This is a genomic window from Mycolicibacterium llatzerense (genome assembly GCF_000878195.1).
In the GTDB taxonomy this organism is placed as follows: domain Bacteria; phylum Actinomycetota; class Actinomycetes; order Mycobacteriales; family Mycobacteriaceae; genus Mycobacterium; species Mycobacterium llatzerense.
In genome coordinates, this window is record NZ_JXST01000007.1 from 36,620 (window position 1) to 54,830 (window position 18,211).

Genomic DNA, 18,211 nt, shown 5'->3' on the forward strand with positions numbered 1-18,211 from the left:
ATGTCACCGGCCACCGGGGCCGGTGACGGGTCCGATGGTGCTCAATCCTGATCTGCACCGGCGGCCGCTCCGACCACCGCGAGGGCATCGCCGGTGGACACTTGCTGACCCACCTCGACCGAAAGCTCGGCGACGATCCCGTCGATTGGGCTGACGATGGTGTGTTCCATCTTCATCGCCTCCACCACCACCAGCGCCTGCCCGGCCGTCACGACGTCGCCCGCGGCGACGGGCAGCCGGATCACCGAACCCGGCATAGGCGCCGTCAGCGAGCCCGCCGGCTTTAGCGCGCTCGGGTCCAGGAACCGTGGTACCTGCGTAAACGCAGTGGACCCGGCAGGGCTGTCGACATAGGCAATGTCGGCGTCGAGGACGACGTCGTAGCCGCGCCGCACCCCGCCGGTCTCCAGGACCACCCGGTCCGGCCGCTGCACGAGCACGCTGACGTCTTCGACGGGCTTGCCGTCGACTTCGACCTCGACGCCGTCGCGGAGCAGCGCATAGCCCACCCGACGCTCGCGGCCGTCGGCGGTCAGCCATCCGGTGGACTGCAGTTGGGACGGGTTGTTGCGCCACCCGGCAGGCAGCGTCGGCTGGACGGGGGCCGCCGCGCGGCGTCCCGCGACCTGGGCGAGTGTGGCCGCGATGGCGTGCAAGCCCTCCCCGTCGCGGTCGATGAGGGCTGCGCCGAGGTCGGCCACGTCGTGGCGGTCGAGGAACCCGGTGTCGGTGCCGCGTCCGGCGAACTCGTCGTGGCGCAGAACGCGAACCAGCAGATCCCGGTTGGTGGTGAGTCCGTGGATCCGGGCGCCGGCGAGCGCGGCGGACAGCGCGCCGAGCGCCTCGGCGCGGGTGGGCGCCCAGGCGATCACCTTGGCCAGCATGGCGTCATAGTGGTGGCTGACCACCGAGCCGTCGCGCACGCCGGAGTCCACCCGGACCCCGACGTGGTCGGGGATCTGCATCGTGCGCAGCGTTCCGGTCTGCGGCAGGTAGCCCTTCGTGGGGTCCTCGGCGTAGAGCCGGGCCTCGACCGCGTGGCCGGTGATCCGCGGCTTGCTCACCTCGGCAGGCAGTGGCCGACCCATCGCCACCAGCAACTGCAGGCGCACGAGGTCGAGCCCGGTGACGAGTTCGGTGACCGGGTGCTCGACCTGCAGCCGGGTGTTCATCTCCAGGAAGGCGAACGTCCCGTCGTCATCGCCGCCGTTCGCGTCGAGGACGAACTCGACCGTTCCGGCCCCGACGTAACCCACGGCCTGTGCCGCCGCGACCGCCGCCGCGCCCATCCGGGCGCGCAGGTCGTCGTCGACGACGGGCGAGGGCGCCTCCTCGATGACCTTTTGGTGGCGGCGCTGCACCGAGCACTCCCGCTCGAACAGCGAGACAACCGTGCCGTGCATGTCGGCCAACAGCTGGATCTCAACGTGGCGGGGACGCTGCACGTACCGCTCGAGGAACACCGTGCCGTCCGAGAACGCCGACATCGCCTCGCGCGAGGCCGAGGCCACGGCTCCGTCGAGGTCGTCGGCCGACTCGACAACCCGCATGCCGCGCCCGCCGCCACCCGCGCTCGCCTTGACCAGCAGCGGGTAGCCGATCTCGGCGCCGAGCTTGCGCAGCTTGTCGGGGTCCAGGCCGGTCGCGTCGCCGCCCGGGAGAACCGGCACGCCCGCATCGGCCATCATCGCCTTGGCCGTCAGCTTGGAACCCATCGCGTCGATGGCATCCGGCGGCGGGCCGACGAACACGAGCCCGGCGTCGGCGCAGGCCCGCGCGAAGCCGGCGTTCTCCGACATGAAGCCGTAGCCGGGATGCACGGCGTCGGCGCCGGTGAGGAGGGCGGCGGCGATCACCCGGTCACCGTCGAGGTAGGTCTCCGCCGGCGAGGAACCCGGTAGCCGGACGGCCTCGTCGGCATCGTCCACGTGCCAGGCGTCGGCGTCGGCGTCGGAGTACACGGCGACGGTCGCGATGCCGAGTTCGCGACAGGTGCGAAACACGCGTCGGGCGATCTCTCCCCGGTTGGCCACCAGCAGCTTCTTGATCACGGGCATCGCCATCACATCCGGAACACGCCGTAGCCACGCTGGCCACGGATCTCGCTGTTGTGGACCACGGAAAGGCAGAACCCGAGAACGGTACGGGTGTCGCGCGGGTCGATGATCCCGTCGTCGTAGAGCCTGCCGCTGTTGGCCAGCGCCAACGACTCACGCTCGATCTGGCCCTCGACGGCAGCGCGCATCTGGGCGTCGGCCTCCTCGTCGAACGGGAGCCCCCGGTCGGCGGCCGACTCGCGGGCCACGATCGACAGCACGCCCGCGAGCTGGGCCGGGCCCATGACGGCCGAACGCGAGTTGGGCCAGGTGAACAGGAAGCGGGGAGAGTAGGACCGCCCGCACATCCCGTAATTGCCCGCACCGTAGGACGCGCCCATCACGATCGTCAGGTGTGGGACAGCGCTGTTGGAGACGGCGTTGATCATCTTCGCGCCGTCCTTGATGATGCCACCCTGCTCGTACTCCGCGCCGACCATGTAGCCGGTGGTGTTCTGCAGAAACACCAGTGGCGTGTCGATCTGGTTCGCCAGCTGAATAAACTGGGCGGCCTTCTCCGCCTCCTCGCTGAACAGGATTCCGCGCGCGTTGGCAAGGATCCCTACCGGGTATCCGTGGATCGAGGCCCAACCGGTGACCAGCGAGGTGCCGTATAGCGGCTTGAACTCGTCGAAGGCGGACCCGTCCACGATTCGGGCGATGACATCACGTGGGTCGAAGGGAACCTTCGGGTCCACCGAAGCGATCCCGAGGAGTTGGTCGGGGTCTCGCAGCGGGGGGGTCGGTGGCTGTGTCGGGCCGGGCCCGAGCTTGCGCCAGTTCAGTCTGGCCATGATGCGCCGCCCGATCCGGATGGCGTCCTGCTCGTCCTCGGCCATGTAGTCGGCCAGCCCGGAGGTGCGGGCGTGCATGTCGGCGCCGCCGAGCGACTCGTCGTCGGACACTTCGCCGGTCGCCATCTTCACCAGCGGCGGACCACCGAGGAAGACCTTGGACCGGTTGCGGACCATCACCACGTAATCACACATGCCGGGGATGTACGCGCCGCCTGCCGTCGAGTTACCGAATACCAGCGCCAGTGTCGGCAGGCCCTGCGCGCTGTGCTGGGTGAGGTCGTTGAATAGCTGGCCCCCGGGCACGAAGATCTCGGCCTGCGTGGGCAGGTCCGCCCCGCCCGACTCGACGACGTTGATGATGGGCAGCCGGTTCTCGCGGGCGACTGCCATGCCCCGGAACACTTTTCGGAAGGTGTAGGGGTTCGAGGCTCCGCCGCGCACGGTCGGGTCGTGCGCGATGATCATCGACTCGACGCCTTCGACGATGCCGATGCCGACCACAACGCTGCCGCCCACCGGAAACTTCGTGCCCCACGCCGCGAACGGACAGAGTTCCAGGAAGGCCGTGTCGGGGTCGATGAGCAGCTCGACGCGCTCCCGAGCCAGCATCTTGCCGCGGCTACGGTGCCGGGCGACGTACTTCTCGCCGCCGCCACCGTTGGCCAGCGCCAGCTGTTCGGCGAGCGCATGGAGCTGCGCGATGAGTCCCTCGCGATTCTCGAGGTATACCGGCGCGCGGGTGTCGACCCGGTCGGGCAGGACGTCAATCAACTTTCCTCCAGGTGACATCAACGTCGATCTCCTGACACGCTACGTTATCGGTCATTAACATTCGACGACAATGGGGTCGACGTGGCAATCGTGCCGTCCCCGAGTGATCACAGCAGGAGCAACTCACATGAAACAGCCGGATCAGCGGGAAGCGGAGGCGGCCGCAGCCGACCCGTGGATGACGCCCGAGCGCATCTCGTTGCGCAACCTCGCCATGTCGTTCACCCAGAAGGAGATCGTTCCTCACCTGCAAGACTGGGAGGACGCCGGAGAACTCCCTAGAGAACTCCACCGCCGCGCAGCCGCAGCGGGGTTGCTGGGCATCGGGTTCGCGGAAGAGATCGGTGGCTCCGGCGGTGACCTGCGCGACCTGGTGCTGCTCACCGAGGCCGTGATGGAGGCCGGCGGCTCCTCGGGCTTGCTGGCCAGCCTACTTACGCATCACATCGCAGTGCCCCATATGGCCGCGCAGGGCGATCCCGAGCAGATCCGCAGCTTCGTGGTGCCGACCCTGGCCGGGGAGAAGATCGGCAGCCTCGGCATCACCGAACCCGACACCGGTTCTGACGTCGCCGGCATCCGTACTACCGCACGGCGCGACGGCGACCATTACGTGGTCAACGGTGCGAAGCTGTTCATCACCTCGGGTGTCCGCGCCGATTTCGTGACCACCGCCGTGCGTACCGGCGGCCCGGGCCCGTCGGGGATTTCACTGCTCGTGGTGGAGCGTGGCGCCGCGGGTTTCGCGGTCTCGCGGACACTGAAGAAGATGGGCTGGCTGTGCTCCGACACCGCTGAACTCGGATTCAGCGACGTGCGCGTGCCGGTGGTCAATCTGGTTGGCCCCGAAGGCAGCGGATTCCTGCAGATCATGCAACAGTTCCAAGTCGAACGTGCTTTCATCGCCGTCCAGTGCTACGCCACGGCCCAGCGCTGCCTCGACCTGACGCTGGAGTGGGTCAAGCAGCGCGAAACCTTCGGTCGACCGCTATCCACCCGACAGGTGGTGCGGCACAAGATCGTCGACATGGCCACGGCCGTAGACGTTGCCCGTACCTATACCCGCGCCGCCGTGGACCGCATCATCGCGGGTGACACCGACGTGCGGATGGTCTCGATGGCGAAGAACCAGGCCGTGGAAGCCTGTGCGCTTGCCGTCGACACCGCCGTGCAGCTCTACGGTGGCATGGGCTATCTGCGCGAGACCGAGGTCGAACGGCACTATCGCGATTCGCGCATCCTGGGTATCGGGGGCGGCACCACCGAAATCATGAAGGAGATCATCGCCAAGCAGATTGGCCTCTGAGTGAAGCCGCCATTCGACAGCAGGAGCGTCGGCTTGGCAGGTCGACGAGACGGACCTTCCACCGTTTCTAAGGTAAGTCAACGGTGTGTCACGCCCCCTGCGGCCAATGCAGCCTTCGCCACCGGGAAATTGCATCCCGAGTACCAGCTAGCGAGACGTATCAACCACGTAGCGGCGAGCCAGTGTTTCAGCAAGTCTGCTCGTATGTTCGACGATGTCGACTTGACTTACGTCGACGAGTAGTCCTGCGTGCCAGGCGCTGATCAGTTCGACGAAGCCGCCGACCGCTACAAACGTGTCCATGCGCAAGGCCATTTCGTCTGCGTCAGGCTTCAGATGCGGCTTGCTGGCGGCCATGACGAGCTGGGTGGCTTCCTGCAAGGCCACCGCACGACGATCTTGCAATGTTGAACTGCCGACGTGTTGCGTCAGCAGAATCTGGGCTCGGCCGGCATCTTGCGAAATGCGGAGGACGACGATCGAGATCGCGGCGCGAATGGTCTCGACAGGTGGTTGACCGACGCGTTCGGCAAACGTTGCTGAAACCTCGCCGAGCATCTGGTTTCGGACACCGTCCCACGCTGCTACGAGCAACTCATCGCGGGTCTTGAACTCCTCATAGTAATAGCGGTCGTTCAGCGCGGCTCTGGAGCAGACCCCACGCATGGTAACCGCTGCCCATCCGCTTTCCGTCCAGATATCTGTTGCGGCGGCGACTAGGCGCTGCCTCCGGTCAGCCCGTCGTTCGGCGCCTGTACGCCCGCCCCACCTTGCTGCCTTTGTCCGCACGCATACATCTTGACAAAGACATAGCACCCCCGCCAAACTGGTGGCATGCGACCACAATTGTGTTCACTGCCACCAAGCGGCAGCAGATTGGCTTGGTTCACCGGATCAGCATGCTCCGATCTGCCAAGGACTCGGTACTGATGGATTTCTTGTGGTGGGGCAAGTCGCCTCGCAGAAGTGACCGCGCGAACGCGGTTGTTACAGGGGCTGGCAGTGGAATTGGTCGCGCTTTTGCGGTAGAGCTCGCCCGCAGAGGCGGGCGGGTGGTATGCGCCGACATCGATCCCGTGCGTGCCAAGGAGACGGTCGGTCTCGTCGTCCAAGCGGGCGGTGATGGCCTCGACATCGTGTGCGATGTCTCCGATGAAGAACAGGTCCGCGAACTCGCCCACAGCGCTGAAGAGTGGTTTGGGGAGTCGCCCAGCCTGGTGATCAACAACGCGGGCATCGGAGTCGGTGGCAATGTCATCGGCGCGACGGCTAAACGCGACTGGGAGACGACGCTCTCAATCAACTTGTGGGGAGTGATCTACGGCTGCGAGATCTTCGTACCGCGGCTTCGCGCGAGGGGCAGCGGCGGAATTATCAACGTCGCGTCGGCTGCAAGTTTCGGAGCGGCGCCTCGGATGGCTGCCTACAACGTCAGCAAGGCCGGAGTGCTCTCGCTATCCGAGACTTTGGCGGCCGAGCTGAGTGGTACTGGTGTGGCGGTGACTGTACTGTGCCCGACATTTGTCAAGACCAACATCGTCGATAACCCTGGTATTGAGGAGTCGGCCGCCAAGCTGGCAACGAATTTGATGAAGTGGACCGGCGTGTCGGCGGAATCGGTGGCGCGCAAAACGTTGGACGCGAACGATCGCGGTCAGTTGCACGTCCTACCCCAAGTCGACGCGAAGATTCTCTGGTTATTTAAGCGGGCAGTGCCTGCCACGTATACCCGTGCGCTCGGTTTGGTTGAGCGAATCGCGCGCTAAGTCATTCCAGACAAAGACAAAGGAGACTCCAATGGCATTCAAATACAGCGATATGCTCGAGACGATCAAGAATCGGCAGTGGGCGCTGGCCGACATCGATTGGGATGCGCCGGGCGCCGATAAAATCACTGATGAGCAGCGGCCCGAACTGAAGCAGTTCATGGCTGACGTGGTGTGGATAGAACACGTCGGTGCACGCGCGTTCGCCGCCATGGCGCCGAAAGCGCCGTTCGAGGCTCTAGGTGACATCTACCGGTATTTCCATGCCGAGGAGCAGCGGCACGCCAACGCGGAGCTGGCGCTCATGCAGCGGTGGGGGATGCTCGAGGAAGGGGAAATCCCGGTGCCGAACAAGAATATTCGACTGGTCATCGAGTGGATCGACCGATACGCCGAGGCCCTCCCGCTGACGGTGATCGGAGCGGCGATCCCAGCCTTGGAGACTGCGCTCGACGGAGCATTGCTCAAGTTCCTTCTCGACGAGGTGCAGGATCCGCTCTGCGCCGAGGTCTTCAACAAGGTCAACAACGACGAATCGCGGCACTTGGCAGTGGGATTCCAGGTTCTGAACGACCTCGGCGCCAGCCCCATGCGCATTCATGCGACTCAGACGATGGGGGCGCTCATCGACCCGAGAATCCTTCTCGGCGGCGTCCTCTACGTGCCGTTGCTCACCAGGATGTTGACCAATCTCAACGCCATGGGATTGTCGGAGGAGAAGCTCTACAACGCGGTGATGCGGTACGAGAACGTCGGAGATCGTAGTGAGTTCACGCGCCGCGTTCCGGGCTACCACATCTTGAAGGCTCACATGTCCGCCAGCATCAAGCGTTCTCAGCCATTGCATTTCATTTCGCAGCGGCTGGGTACCGCGATCGACCACTTCCCCACCGAGGTGCTCGGTAAGTCACCGACGTGGACAGAAGAGCTGACCTACGAACCGGTGGCCAGATGAGCGACACCACGACCGTCTTGATCGTCGGTGCGGGTTTCGCCGGCCTGGGAACCGCAATCCGGTTGCTACAACAGGGTATCGACGATTTCGTTGTCCTTGAACGTGCCGACGAGGTGGGTGGTACCTGGCGGGACAACACCTATCCCGGCGCGGCGTGCGACATCCCGTCGCTGCTCTATTCCTACGGGTTCGAGCAAAATCCGGACTGGTCCCGCGCGTATTCGGGCAGCGCCGAGATCCTCGGCTACATCAAGACGATGGTGGACAAGTACTCGCTGTCGCGTTTCATCCGGTTCGGAGTGAACGTCACCGGTCTGGAGTTCGACGAGGAAAGCGCACTGTGGACGGCGCAGACAGCTGACGGCTCGCAGTTCACGGCGCGCACCGCAGTGATGGCCAGTGGGCCGCTGGCGAATGCGAGCCTGCCGGACATCCGCGGACTGGACACCTTCGATGGTCACAAGATCCACAGTGCGCGTTGGGATCACGACTACGACATGAGCGACAAACGTGTCGCCGTGATCGGCACCGGAGCCAGCGCTGTTCAGATCATTCCCGAACTGGTGAAGACTGCGCGGTCGGTGAAGGTCTTCCAACGCACCCCCGGCTGGGTCCTCCCTCGGCCCGACTTCTCCCATCCGCAGTGGGCGCGCACGGCGTTTCGTCGAGCGCCTCTCGTGCAGAAAGCCGCACGGCAGGCGTGGTTCTGGGTGCACGAGCTCATGGCCGTCGGCATGGTCTGGGATACCCCGGTCACCACCGGCATCCAGCTGGTGGCGAAGGCGAATTTACGGAGGCAGGTATCGGATACTTGGCTCAGGCGCCAGCTGACGCCGAACTTCCGCGCCGGCTGCAAACGGATGCTGATGAGCAGCGATTACTACCCCGCTCTTCAACGCGACAACTGCAAGCTCATCTCATGGCCGATCGCGACCCTGTCGCCGAATGGCATACGGACCGCAGATGGCATCGAACACGAAGTGGACTGCATCGTCTTTGCCACCGGCTTCGATGTATGCAAGGCCGGCACGCCTTTTCCCATCTGCGCAGCTGGTCGTGAGCTCTCCGACGAGTGGTCCCAGGGCGCCTATGCGTACCGGAGCGTCACCGTTGCGGGCTATCCCAATCTGTTCTTCACCTTCGGTCCGAATTCAGGGCCCGGCCATAACTCGGCCCTCGTGTACATGGAGGCCGAGATCAACTACATCGTCAAAGCCATCGGCGCGATCATCGCGAATGATCTCAGTACGCTCGAGGTCCGCGAAGATCGGCAAAATAATTACCACGGCGAGGTACAGCAGCGGTTGGGAAGTACGACTTGGAATTCGGGTTGCAAGAGCTGGTACCTCACGAATGACGGATACAACGGCACCATGTACCCCGGTTTCGCCACCCAGTTCGTGCGCGCACTGTCCAAGGTCGACATGGGTGATTATGTAACGACCCCGACAACCGCACGAACTGAGCACCACCCAACCGAACACGCCCAAAACGGCTCGAATGTGGCCAAGGTTGCCCAGGGCCGCAAGGCCAAGGTAACCCAGGGCCGAAAAAGCGCAGGCGCCCTGCCAACGCGGTCTGACGTCAAAGCCGACATCCTGGACGTGGGCGTCGGGAAAGTACCGCCTAAGCGCGCAGCCTCGAGAGTGAGGAAAGACGCTTGAGTGTCCATGTCGCGGGCGACGAGAATGCCCCCACCTCCGGAGCCTCTACGTACGAGGTCCCCACCCACGAGGTCCCCACCCACGAGATATTGGTCATCGGAGCTGGATTCTCCGGGATCGGGGTGGGCATCAAGCTGCTGAAGGAAGGTTTCTCAGACTTCCTCATCGTTGATGAGGCCCAAGGGGTGGGTGGAACCTGGTACTGGAATACCTACCCGGGGATTGCAGTAGACATTCCGTCATATAGTTACCAATTCTCCTTTGAGAAACGCCCGTCGTGGTCACGTACCTATGCGCCGGGGATCGAACTGAAGAACTACGCGAAGCATTGCGTGGAAAAATATGGCCTCGCGTCGCGCATCCGCTTCGGAGTCACGGTTGTGAGGGCTGAGTTCGACGAAGAATCGACATTGTGGCGTTTGTTCACCTCGACAGATGAGGAACTGACAGCCAGGTTCGTCATCAATGCCTCCGGGGTTCTCACGCGACCAAAAACGCCGGACATACCGGGGGTCGGGGACTTCGGCGGGGTCACGATGCACACGTCGCGCTGGGACCACCAGCAGACCCTCACCGGAAAGAGGGTCGCCGTCATCGGGACGGGCGCCTCGGCGGTGCAACTGATCCCCTCGATAGCCAAGGACGTGGACACACTCACCGTCTTTCAGCGCACCCCGATATGGTGTCTACCGAAATTCGACTTCGCGGTGCCCCGCCCGCTGAGTGCTCTTCTCCGGCTCGCACCCGGAGCGCAGATCGCCGCGCGGGCAGCCAGCCAGGCGTTTGTCGAACTCACCTTTCCCGTCGCAGCGCACTTCCATACCGCCATACCGCTGGCGTCGGCGATCGAGCGTGCAGCGATCAGCTACATGCGTCGGCAGGTCACAGACCCGGTCGTTCGGGATAAGCTGACACCGCGCTACGCGCTGGGCTGCAAGCGGCCAAGCTTTCACAACGAATATCTCAAGACGTTCAACCGCGGCAACGTCCATCTTGAAACCAACCCCATCACCCGGGTGGATGAAACCGCGGTAATTACGGCCGATGGCGCCAGACACGAGATCGACGTGCTCGTGCTGGCAACGGGATTCAAGGTCATGGAATCGGACAGCATGCCCACCTACTCGCTCAGAGGTGTCGCCGGCCGAGACCAGGCACAGTGGTGGGACGAGAACCGACTCCAGGCATATGAGGGCGTCAGCGTGCCAGGATTCCCGAACCATTTCTCAGTGTTTGGCCCGTACGGATACAACGGCTCGTCCTACTTCGCACTCATCGAGGCACAGGCGGGTCACATTCTCCGTTGCCTCCGGCAGGCCAGGACGGCCGGCTCGAACTACGTCGAGGTACGCGAGGAGGCGAATCAACGCTTCTTCGCGGAGATGCTGGCACGGCGGCATACGCAGGTCTTCTGGCAGGACAGCTGCGCGGGCGCGAACAGCTATTACTTCGACAAGCATGGGGACGTGCCTCTGCGTCCGACGACGACGGTCGAGTCGATCTGGCGCAGTCGACGATTCGACCTGGCCGACTACCGTTTCGAACGACGACCGGCGAAAAAGGCGGACACTGCCCCACAGAAGGTGGTCACCGCCGGATGAGTTCACCTGCCAGGCCGAATCCGAGCATGGCGAGCCACCTGGTCGCGGCAACGGCGCGACGCGTTCTTCGACCTCTCACGCAGGTGATTCCGGCCAACGAGCATGGCTTCGCGGTCATGGACCGCGTGCTACGGGGAACACTCGTGGTGTCGCGGCCAAGGCGCGCAATCAGTGTCGAGAAGGTAGACACGCCCTTCGCCGGTGAACGTGTGCGAGGCGACTGGGTCAAGGCGGCCAACGTGGCCTCGGATGCTCCGCCGATTCTTTATATACACGGCGGCGCATTTTCTATGTGCTCTCCCGAGACCCACCGTGGCCTCATCAGCGAACTGTCCGCGGCCGCCCGCAGGCCGGTATTTGCCGTGCGCTATCGATTGGTCCCGAAATATCCCTTCCCGGCGGCCGCAGATGATGCACTGATCGCTTATCGATGGTTGACAGAGGGAAGCGCGATCACCGCGTCTTCTGGCACGGTGGCGCTCGCCGGAGATTCCGCAGGCGGCCAGCTTGCTGCGGCGACGGCGCTTGGCGCTCGGGAACATCGACTGCCGACGCCGGATGCCATGCTGCTGATGTCGCCGGTGCTGGATTTGACATGTCAACTTGCGATGGACCGTGATCTGCGCAGACGGGACCCCTTTGCGTCCGCCATCTCTGCGTCGAGAACAATGGGTCTGTACGTGGCGGGCGCCGATCCAGCCGACCCGAGGATAAGCGTGCTCGACGCTGATCTCACGGACATGCCACCAACTTTGATTCAGGTCGGCGGACGAGAGATGTTGCTCGACGACTCCAGAGTCTTTGCCAAACGTCTGCAGACTGCAGGGGTCTCCTCGCAGTTGCAAGTTTTCCGCGGCCAGATCCATGTCTTCCAGGCGATGTTTCGCCTATTGCCCGAAGCGCGTGAGGCCCTCAGGCTCGGTGGCGAGTTCTTGGCTACTTCGGCCACCGTCCGTTGACAGCGTCCCTGCGCACGCCTTGACCACGAGGCGCCCCAGCACGAAGGTTGTATGAGCTAACGATGAAACCCGTGAAACTTGAACAAACCCAGGACAATCCCCCTGGTAACCCCTCGATCGTCATCATCGGCGCCGGCTTCGCCGGAATTACCCTGGCACTCCGCCTCACACGCGCGGGGTTCGACAGGGTCCTCATCGTCGAAAAGGGCGATGGTGTCGGGGGAGTCTGGCGGGAGAACACCTACCCGGGGGCTGCCTGTGATGTCCCGTCGCAGCTGTACTCGATCTCCTCGGCGCCAAATCCCACGTGGGGCCGGCGTTACGCGGAACAACGCGACATCCTCGCCTACCTTCGCCGCGTCGTCGACGAAAGTGGATTGCTGCCCCTCCTTCGGACGAAGACCGAAGTCGCCAAGGCAGCCTTCGATGAGCGCTCGAACACATGGCGTCTGACCACGACTTCCAACGAAGAATTGGAGTGTGATGTCGTCATTTCGGCCGTGGGACAGCTGTCGCGCCCTTCGATCCCGAACATTCCTGGAATGTCGGGGTTCGCGGGCCCGTCGTTTCATTCCGCCAATTGGGACCACGATCTGAATCTCAGCGGCAAGCGCATTGCGGTCGTCGGCACTGGCGCAAGTGCGGTGCAATTCGTCCCGGTGGTCGCTGCATGCGCCGCGCACTTGGATGTTTTCCAACGGTCAGCCCCATGGGTGCTGCCCAAATTCGATCGTCAGTACGGTGGGCGGCATCACCAACTGCTGCGCAAGTTACCCATTCTGCGGCTCAGCGAACGTCTGATGATCTGGACGATATTCGAGTTCTTGGCGTTGGCACTCGTCGATGCGAAGCCAGTGGCGCGAGTCCTTGGCGGCGTCGCCCTCAGGCACCTAGGTCGCCAGGTGCACGACGCGCGGCTGCGTTCCCAACTGACACCGGACTATGCGCCCGGATGCAAGAGGATCCTGTTCTCCAGCGACTACTACCCCGCACTCGCCCGTCCCAACGTCGCACTGGTGACCGACGATATTGAGGCAGTAGAACCCGGCGGAATTCGCACGGTGGACGGCGAATTCCATGCCGCCGACGTCATCATCTACGGCACCGGCTTTAGTGCCACCGAGTTTCTTTCCCCGATGGAGGTCCACGGCCGTTCGGACCGAACATTGTCGGACGTGTGGGCAGATGGCGCGCACGCCTACTACGGCCTGTCGGTGCCAGATTTCCCGAATTTCCTCATGATGTACGGGCCGAACACCAACGTGGGATCCGGGTCGATTGTCTACATGCTCGAGTCGCAGGCCCGACACATCGTCAGGTTGATGAAGGTTCTCCGTGCCCATCCGCGAAGTGTCATCGAGGTGCGTGCCGACGTGGAGAAGCGCTTCAACGACCGGTTGGGTCGCCGCCTGGACAAATCCGTGTGGACTATGTGCACGAGCTGGTATCGCTCGGCGCGCGGTTCGATATCCACCAACTGGCCCAGCCCGACCTTCCTGTATCGCCTTCGTGCGCGCAGGCCGAAGCGGCGCGCTTACGTCCTGTCGCGTCCCGCGCCCGCGAACTCGTCGCGCAGGGGGACACCCGAGCCGGCCAACACCCATCTGGCCGACATGCCCTATGCCCCCAGCGGGGCCGATAGCGTCGACTAGTGGCGGCTCTGTTCAGTGACGGGTATCCGAGGACGGCGGGGAGTCGCTGACATTCGAGCGGCAACTGTGATCGCCGTTGACAGGGTGGTCACCGGTGTAAACGATGGGTGAAATCCTTCCGATAATGCGAGAAACAACATCAAGGGGGCACTCGATGACCAAATCGCCGTCCGGTTCGGCAAGCAAGTCCCGTGACCGTCTGTCGTCGGTACTACTGAATCCCCTCCCGCAGCGCGTCGAGCGCGCTATCCAGGAGGTGAGTCGACGATGGCCGGTTCGCGAACTTGCCGCGCCGCCGACAGGTAGCGGATTGAAGCCAGTTATCGGCGATCAGGGATTGCCTCTCGTTGGCCACACACTGGACTACATTCGCTTCGGCTCTGACCTCAGTAGAGAGCGGTACGAGAGATTTGGTTCGGTCTCGTGGATGGGGGCGTTTGGCACCAAGATGGTCGTCATTGCGGGACCGCAGGCAACTCAAGAAGCACTCACCACCAAAGCCAAGGCTTTCTCGCAAGATGGTTGGGGTTTTCTCATCGATGCGTTCTTTCATCGGGGGCTGATGCTGATGAGCTTCGATGAGCATCTGATGCATCGGCGAATCATGCAGGAGGCGTTCACACGTCCGCGACTAACCGGTTATGTCAAGCAGGTCGGGCCATCGGTTCGTTCTAGCGTACCGAAGTGGCCGACCGGTTCGGGTGTCCGCTTGTATCCCCTGTTGAAGGATTTGACGCTCAACGTGGCAACCGATGTGTTCATGGGCGGCCGCGGGAAAGAGGACAGCCGTTCAGTAAATCGAGCCTTTGTAGCAACCGTCCGCGCTGCCAGTGCGATCGTGCGTGCTCCTCTGCCCGGGACGCGGTACCGCGCCGGAGTGCGCGGTCGCCGGTTGCTGGAGGCGTACTTCGCCCGGCACTTACCGGCGGCACGCTCGGGGCAGAATGATGATTTATTCGCCGCGCTATGTGAGGCGCGCGCCGAGGACGGCGAACGCTTCACTGATGCGGACATCATAAATCACATGATCTTTCTGATGATGGCCGCTCATGACACGTCAACGATCACCACTGCCGCTGTGGCGTACTTCTTGGCGAAGAATCCTGAATGGCAGGATCGACTTCGTGCTGAGTCTGACCGTCTAGGCGACGATCTGCCGGACATTGAGGACCTGGAGGGGCTCACGGCGATGGACTTGGTCATCAAGGAGTCGCTCAGACTAGTTGCACCGGTACCGTTGGTTATGCGTAAGACGGTGACCGACACCGCAATTGATGGCTACTACGTCCCCTCCGGAGTGCTTGTCGCCATCACGCCTGCGGTCAACCACTTTGCGCCCACAGTGTGGACCGAGCCGGACCGGTTTGACCCAACGCGATTCGAGCCGCCACGGCGCGAGGATCACGCCCACCGCTTCGCCTGGCTTCCGTTCGGAGGAGGCGCGCACAAGTGCATCGGGATGCACTTCGGCACCTTGGAGGTGAAGGCAATACTGCACGAGATGCTGCGGGAATTCACCTGGAGTCTGGATGACGGCTACCGCGTTCGGTGGGACAATACGTCCCTGCCTGTCCCTGTCGACGGCCTACCTATTACGTTGTGTCGCCGATGATATCTAGGTCATTCCACGAGACTTTTGAGTGCTTGGCCGAGCACATCGCCCTCACAGGGCGCCGGCAGAATCGACGCAGTCCTCCAAGTGGCCTCGGAGATCCTCAACAAACCCCGGCGAACCGTAGTCGGCAAACCTACGCAAACTGCCGGAAAGGATGGTCATGCTAGAACCATCAACAGCCGTCGTCACAGGAGCAGGTCGAGGGATTGGTCTGGAGATCGCGAGACAACTCGCCGCTGCCGGTCACAAGGTTTTGCTCACGGATGTCGATGGCGACGCGGCGGAGCGCGCTGCCACCGAGGTCGGCGGTGGCGCTTGGAGCGCCACGCACGACGTACGAGATCCGTCGGGTCATCGGGAAGTCGCTGCTCAGGCTTTAGCCGCTGGCCCTCTGGCGGTGTGGGTAAACAACGCTGGGATCCTAATCGCGGGTAACAGCTGGAGTCACAGCGATGCCGAGATTGCGTCGATCCTCGATGTAAATGTACGAGGTGTCGTTGCCGGGTCACACGCGGCAGTTGCCGCCATGGGCGCAGGTGGGGGTGCGATCCTCAACATCGCGTCGCTCTCGGCTCTGGCCCCCATCCCTGGACTCGCGATGTACGCAGCCACTAAAGCCGCCGTATTGTCGTTCACCACATCGCTGCAAGGCGATCTTGACCATGCGGGATTGCAAATCCGTGCCCGGGCGCTATGCCCCGACGTGGTGAGTACGAAAATGGTCACCGACCGAGTCGCCGACCCTGGGGCGGCGCTACTGTTCGCCGGACCTCGTCCAATGGATGCGGCGGCCGTGGCCCGCGCAGGACTCGAGTTGCTGGAGAGTCGCCAGATATTCCGGGTAGTTCCTCGGTGGCGCGGCGTAGTTGCGCGCACTAGCGATGCTGCGCCGTCGCTCGGGTTGAAAGCTTTCGCGTTGATGCGCGGCGTTGGTGAGCGGCGCCAACGCAATCATCGTTGATGGCGGTGTCTAAGACGGAGGGTTTAGCGTGGGGAGGCTCGAGTTGTACCTGATGAGGTTTTCGGTTCGCAGAGTGGTAAGTGGGGATCAAGCTGGAATCCCAGTTCCTGCAGCCTGTCATTGATTATCAACCAGGTTTGCCGTGTCAATCGAACGACGAGTTCGTCACGAGTGGAGTCGCGATGGTCCAGCCACCATAGGACCGAAGCGTCCATCAGGCCCATGATGGCGGCGACATTGCGGTCTGCCGCCTCTGAGTCCTCGCCGTAGCGAGGAAAGTAACGGGCACCCGCGACGGCGAGTTCGGAGGCGAATGCACTGGTGCCGGGCGAGGTTTTCTCGGTGCTGCGCCGATAGTGTCGGTTCACCAAGAACCGATAGAGGTTGGGGTGTTCGTCAGCCCATATGACGTGCTGTGTGACCGGCGCGCGAATCACGTCTAGCGGTGATCCCTGCACATCCAGAGTTAGGCGAATCTTTGCAGTGAGTTCGCGGTGGACGTGGCGGGCGACGGCCAGATCGAGTTCTTCTTTACTTGCGAAGTGGCGGTAAAAGTGCGTGCGGACTAAACCGGCCTTGTCTGCGATCTGGCCGGTGAGTGCGTGGGGTCCGTTGTCTTCGATTGCGCTGAGCGCTGCTTCGATGATCTGTTCACGACGTAGTTCGCGGCCTGGCAACTTACTGGTTGCACGGCGTCCCGCTGTGGTGTCCGCCCATTGCTTTCGCTCCACGATGCTCACCGTAGCGCCCCGCGCTCTGGAAAGTTCTGGGTACGTGTTGTACCCAGTGTCCGTTTCGTGGTACACCATGTACCCATAAGCGTGTAGCGAGACCCATTGCGGGATCGGTGCGCAAGTAATAACAGTGAGGACTCTCTAATGGCAGCCAATCGCTCTAGCTGGATGGACGACGACCTCGATGCACTCCGCGATTTGGCGCGCACGTTCTGTGAGAAGGAGATCGCGCCGCACAGTGCCCGCTTCATCGAGCAGCACCACGTGGATCGAGACCTGTGGACCCGGGCGGGTGATCTGGGGTTGCTGTGCATGTCAATCCCCGAACAGTACGGCGGAGGTGGTGGAACATTCGCCCATGAGGCGGTCTTGATCGAGGAACAGGCCCGCATCGGTGATTCAGCATGGGGTGCGGCGCTGCATAGCGGAATCGTCGCCCACTACCTGCTCGAGTATGGCACCGACGAGCAGAAGGAACGTTTTCTGCCCCGACTGGCAACTGGTGAGATGGTTGGCGCGATTGCGATGACGGAGCCAGGCACGGGCTCCGATCTCCAATCTGTTACGACCAAGGCACTGCGCGTTGGAGACGAATACGTTGTCAACGGTTCCAAGACATTCATCACCAATGGCGCTCAGGCCGACTTGATCATCGTCGTCGCCAAGACCGACCCGACTGCCGGAGCTAACGGAATCTCGTTGGTGTTGGTCGAAGGCGATCGGCCGGGCTTCCGGCGGGGTCGGGTGTTGGACAAGGTCGGTCAGCGCGGCCAGGACACCTCCGAGCTCTATTTCGAAGACGTGCACATTCCCGTAGAGAACCTCCTGGGTACGACTGAAGGACTGGGATTCATTCAGTTGATGCAGCAACTTCCCCAAGAGCGATTGATCCTTGCGCTTGGTGCAGTGACAGTACTAGAAACAGCGCTCGAGTTCACTGTTGAATACACCAAGGATCGGCATGCCTTCGGCAAGCCTGTCTTCGCCTTCCAAAACACCAAGTTCAAACTTGCCGAGGTCGCCACCGATGCCCATATCAGCCGCGTTTTCATCGACGACTGCGTCGCCCGCCATCTGCGCGGTGAACTCGACATCCCCACTGTCGCGATGGCGAAGTGGTGGACTACTGAGCGTGCGATGGTCGCCCTTGATGACTGCTTGCAGCTCCACGGCGGCTACGGCTATATGACCGAGTATCCCATCGGCAGGATGTGGGCCGATGCTCGCGTTCAGAAGATCTACGGTGGGACAAACGAGATTATGAAGGAGATCATTGCTCGGTCGCTTTAGATCGAATTCGACCGCTAGATTGGTTACGAGGGGCCGCGATAGCG

Annotated in this window: 14 protein-coding genes; 10 read left to right on the forward strand and 4 right to left on the reverse strand. The window is 62.8% G+C overall.

Annotated elements, in window-relative coordinates; all coding sequences use genetic code 11:
• Nucleotides 1–41: 41 nt before the first annotated feature.
• Together TL10_RS06675 and TL10_RS06680 are read right to left on the reverse strand one after the other, a co-directional pair.
• Nucleotides 42–2,057 (reverse strand): ATP-binding protein, encoded by a 2,016-nt coding sequence (locus TL10_RS06675; protein WP_011895456.1) that lies wholly within the window; start codon nucleotides 2,055–2,057, stop codon nucleotides 42–44.
• 5 nt (nucleotides 2,058–2,062) lie between these two features.
• Nucleotides 2,063–3,664 (reverse strand): acyl-CoA carboxylase subunit beta, encoded by a 1,602-nt coding sequence (locus TL10_RS06680; protein ID WP_043985027.1) that lies wholly within the window; start codon nucleotides 3,662–3,664, stop codon nucleotides 2,063–2,065.
• Between the two features lie 106 nt (nucleotides 3,665–3,770).
• Here TL10_RS06680 and TL10_RS06685 point away from each other — a divergent pair, with 106 nt between their 5' ends.
• Complete coding sequence (locus TL10_RS06685; protein WP_372508921.1) at nucleotides 3,771–4,970, forward strand: acyl-CoA dehydrogenase family protein; 1,200 nt, start codon at nucleotides 3,771–3,773, stop codon at nucleotides 4,968–4,970.
• A 147-nt stretch (nucleotides 4,971–5,117) separates the two neighbouring features.
• Here the strand turns inward: TL10_RS06685 and TL10_RS06690 are convergent, their stop codons facing one another.
• Complete coding sequence (locus TL10_RS06690; RefSeq protein WP_074243573.1) at nucleotides 5,118–5,759, reverse strand: TetR/AcrR family transcriptional regulator; 642 nt, start codon at nucleotides 5,757–5,759, stop codon at nucleotides 5,118–5,120.
• Nucleotides 5,760–5,899: 140 nt separating this feature from the next.
• On the opposite strand from TL10_RS06690, the gene TL10_RS06695 reads away from it, so the two are divergent.
• From TL10_RS06695 to TL10_RS30045, 8 genes are all read left to right on the forward strand, one after another.
• Nucleotides 5,900–6,736: an SDR family NAD(P)-dependent oxidoreductase gene (locus TL10_RS06695; protein WP_043985120.1), complete on the forward strand. Its 837-nt coding sequence runs from the start codon at nucleotides 5,900–5,902 to the stop codon at nucleotides 6,734–6,736.
• A gap of 31 nt (nucleotides 6,737–6,767) precedes the next feature.
• On the forward strand, nucleotides 6,768–7,691 hold the full coding sequence (locus TL10_RS06700) for a hypothetical protein (RefSeq protein ID WP_011895451.1): 924 nt from the start codon (nucleotides 6,768–6,770) through the stop codon (nucleotides 7,689–7,691).
• Nucleotides 7,688–9,355 carry a flavin-containing monooxygenase gene (locus TL10_RS06705; protein ID WP_043985031.1) on the forward strand — a complete coding sequence of 556 codons (1,668 nt, stop codon included), beginning with the start codon at nucleotides 7,688–7,690 and terminating at the stop codon, nucleotides 9,353–9,355. Before TL10_RS06700 ends, TL10_RS06705 begins: the two co-directional genes overlap by 4 nt.
• Nucleotides 9,356–9,441: 86 nt before the next feature.
• The gene (locus TL10_RS06710; protein WP_043985121.1) at nucleotides 9,442–10,956 is read left to right on the forward strand and encodes a flavin-containing monooxygenase; all 1,515 of its coding nucleotides are present in this window, start codon (nucleotides 9,442–9,444) and stop codon (nucleotides 10,954–10,956) included.
• Nucleotides 10,953–11,915, forward strand: coding sequence for an alpha/beta hydrolase (locus tag TL10_RS06715; protein WP_043985032.1), 963 nt, complete (start codon nucleotides 10,953–10,955; stop codon nucleotides 11,913–11,915). The genes TL10_RS06710 and TL10_RS06715 overlap by 4 nt, the downstream gene beginning before the upstream one ends.
• Nucleotides 11,916–11,977: 62 nt before the next feature.
• Nucleotides 11,978–13,567 carry a flavin-containing monooxygenase gene (locus tag TL10_RS06720; RefSeq protein ID WP_043985033.1) on the forward strand — a complete coding sequence of 530 codons (1,590 nt, stop codon included), beginning with the start codon at nucleotides 11,978–11,980 and terminating at the stop codon, nucleotides 13,565–13,567.
• Nucleotides 13,568–13,721: 154 nt separating this feature from the next.
• Complete coding sequence (locus TL10_RS06725; protein ID WP_043985034.1) at nucleotides 13,722–15,179, forward strand: cytochrome P450; 1,458 nt, start codon at nucleotides 13,722–13,724, stop codon at nucleotides 15,177–15,179.
• 163 nt (nucleotides 15,180–15,342) lie between these two features.
• On the forward strand, nucleotides 15,343–16,143 hold the full coding sequence (locus tag TL10_RS30045; protein WP_234711385.1) for an SDR family NAD(P)-dependent oxidoreductase: 801 nt from the start codon (nucleotides 15,343–15,345) through the stop codon (nucleotides 16,141–16,143).
• 23 nt (nucleotides 16,144–16,166) lie between these two features.
• On the opposite strand, the gene TL10_RS06735 is transcribed toward TL10_RS30045, so the two are convergent.
• Nucleotides 16,167–16,883: a TetR/AcrR family transcriptional regulator gene (locus TL10_RS06735; protein ID WP_234711386.1), complete on the reverse strand. Its 717-nt coding sequence runs from the start codon at nucleotides 16,881–16,883 to the stop codon at nucleotides 16,167–16,169.
• Nucleotides 16,884–17,021: 138 nt separating this feature from the next.
• On the opposite strand from TL10_RS06735, the gene TL10_RS06740 reads away from it, so the two are divergent.
• Nucleotides 17,022–18,167 carry an acyl-CoA dehydrogenase family protein gene (locus TL10_RS06740; protein ID WP_043985036.1) on the forward strand — a complete coding sequence of 382 codons (1,146 nt, stop codon included), beginning with the start codon at nucleotides 17,022–17,024 and terminating at the stop codon, nucleotides 18,165–18,167.
• Nucleotides 18,168–18,211: the final 44 nt, after the last annotated feature.

Excerpts from the sequence above, each read along its gene's own strand:
- TL10_RS06675 (WP_011895456.1), bottom strand. The coding sequence starts at position 2,057 with ATGCCCGTGATCAAGAAGCTGCTGGTGGCCAACCGGGGAGAGATCGCC.
- TL10_RS06695 (WP_043985120.1), top strand. The coding sequence starts at position 5,900 with ATGGATTTCTTGTGGTGGGGCAAGTCGCCTCGCAGAAGTGACCGCGCG.
- TL10_RS06700 (WP_011895451.1), top strand. The coding sequence starts at position 6,768 with ATGGCATTCAAATACAGCGATATGCTCGAGACGATCAAGAATCGGCAG.
- TL10_RS06705 (WP_043985031.1), top strand. The coding sequence starts at position 7,688 with ATGAGCGACACCACGACCGTCTTGATCGTCGGTGCGGGTTTCGCCGGC.
- TL10_RS06715 (WP_043985032.1), top strand. The coding sequence starts at position 10,953 with ATGAGTTCACCTGCCAGGCCGAATCCGAGCATGGCGAGCCACCTGGTC.
- TL10_RS06720 (WP_043985033.1), top strand. The coding sequence starts at position 11,978 with ATGAAACCCGTGAAACTTGAACAAACCCAGGACAATCCCCCTGGTAAC.
- TL10_RS06725 (WP_043985034.1), top strand. The coding sequence starts at position 13,722 with ATGACCAAATCGCCGTCCGGTTCGGCAAGCAAGTCCCGTGACCGTCTG.
- TL10_RS30045 (WP_234711385.1), top strand. The coding sequence starts at position 15,343 with ATGCTAGAACCATCAACAGCCGTCGTCACAGGAGCAGGTCGAGGGATT.
- TL10_RS06740 (WP_043985036.1), top strand. The coding sequence starts at position 17,022 with ATGGCAGCCAATCGCTCTAGCTGGATGGACGACGACCTCGATGCACTC.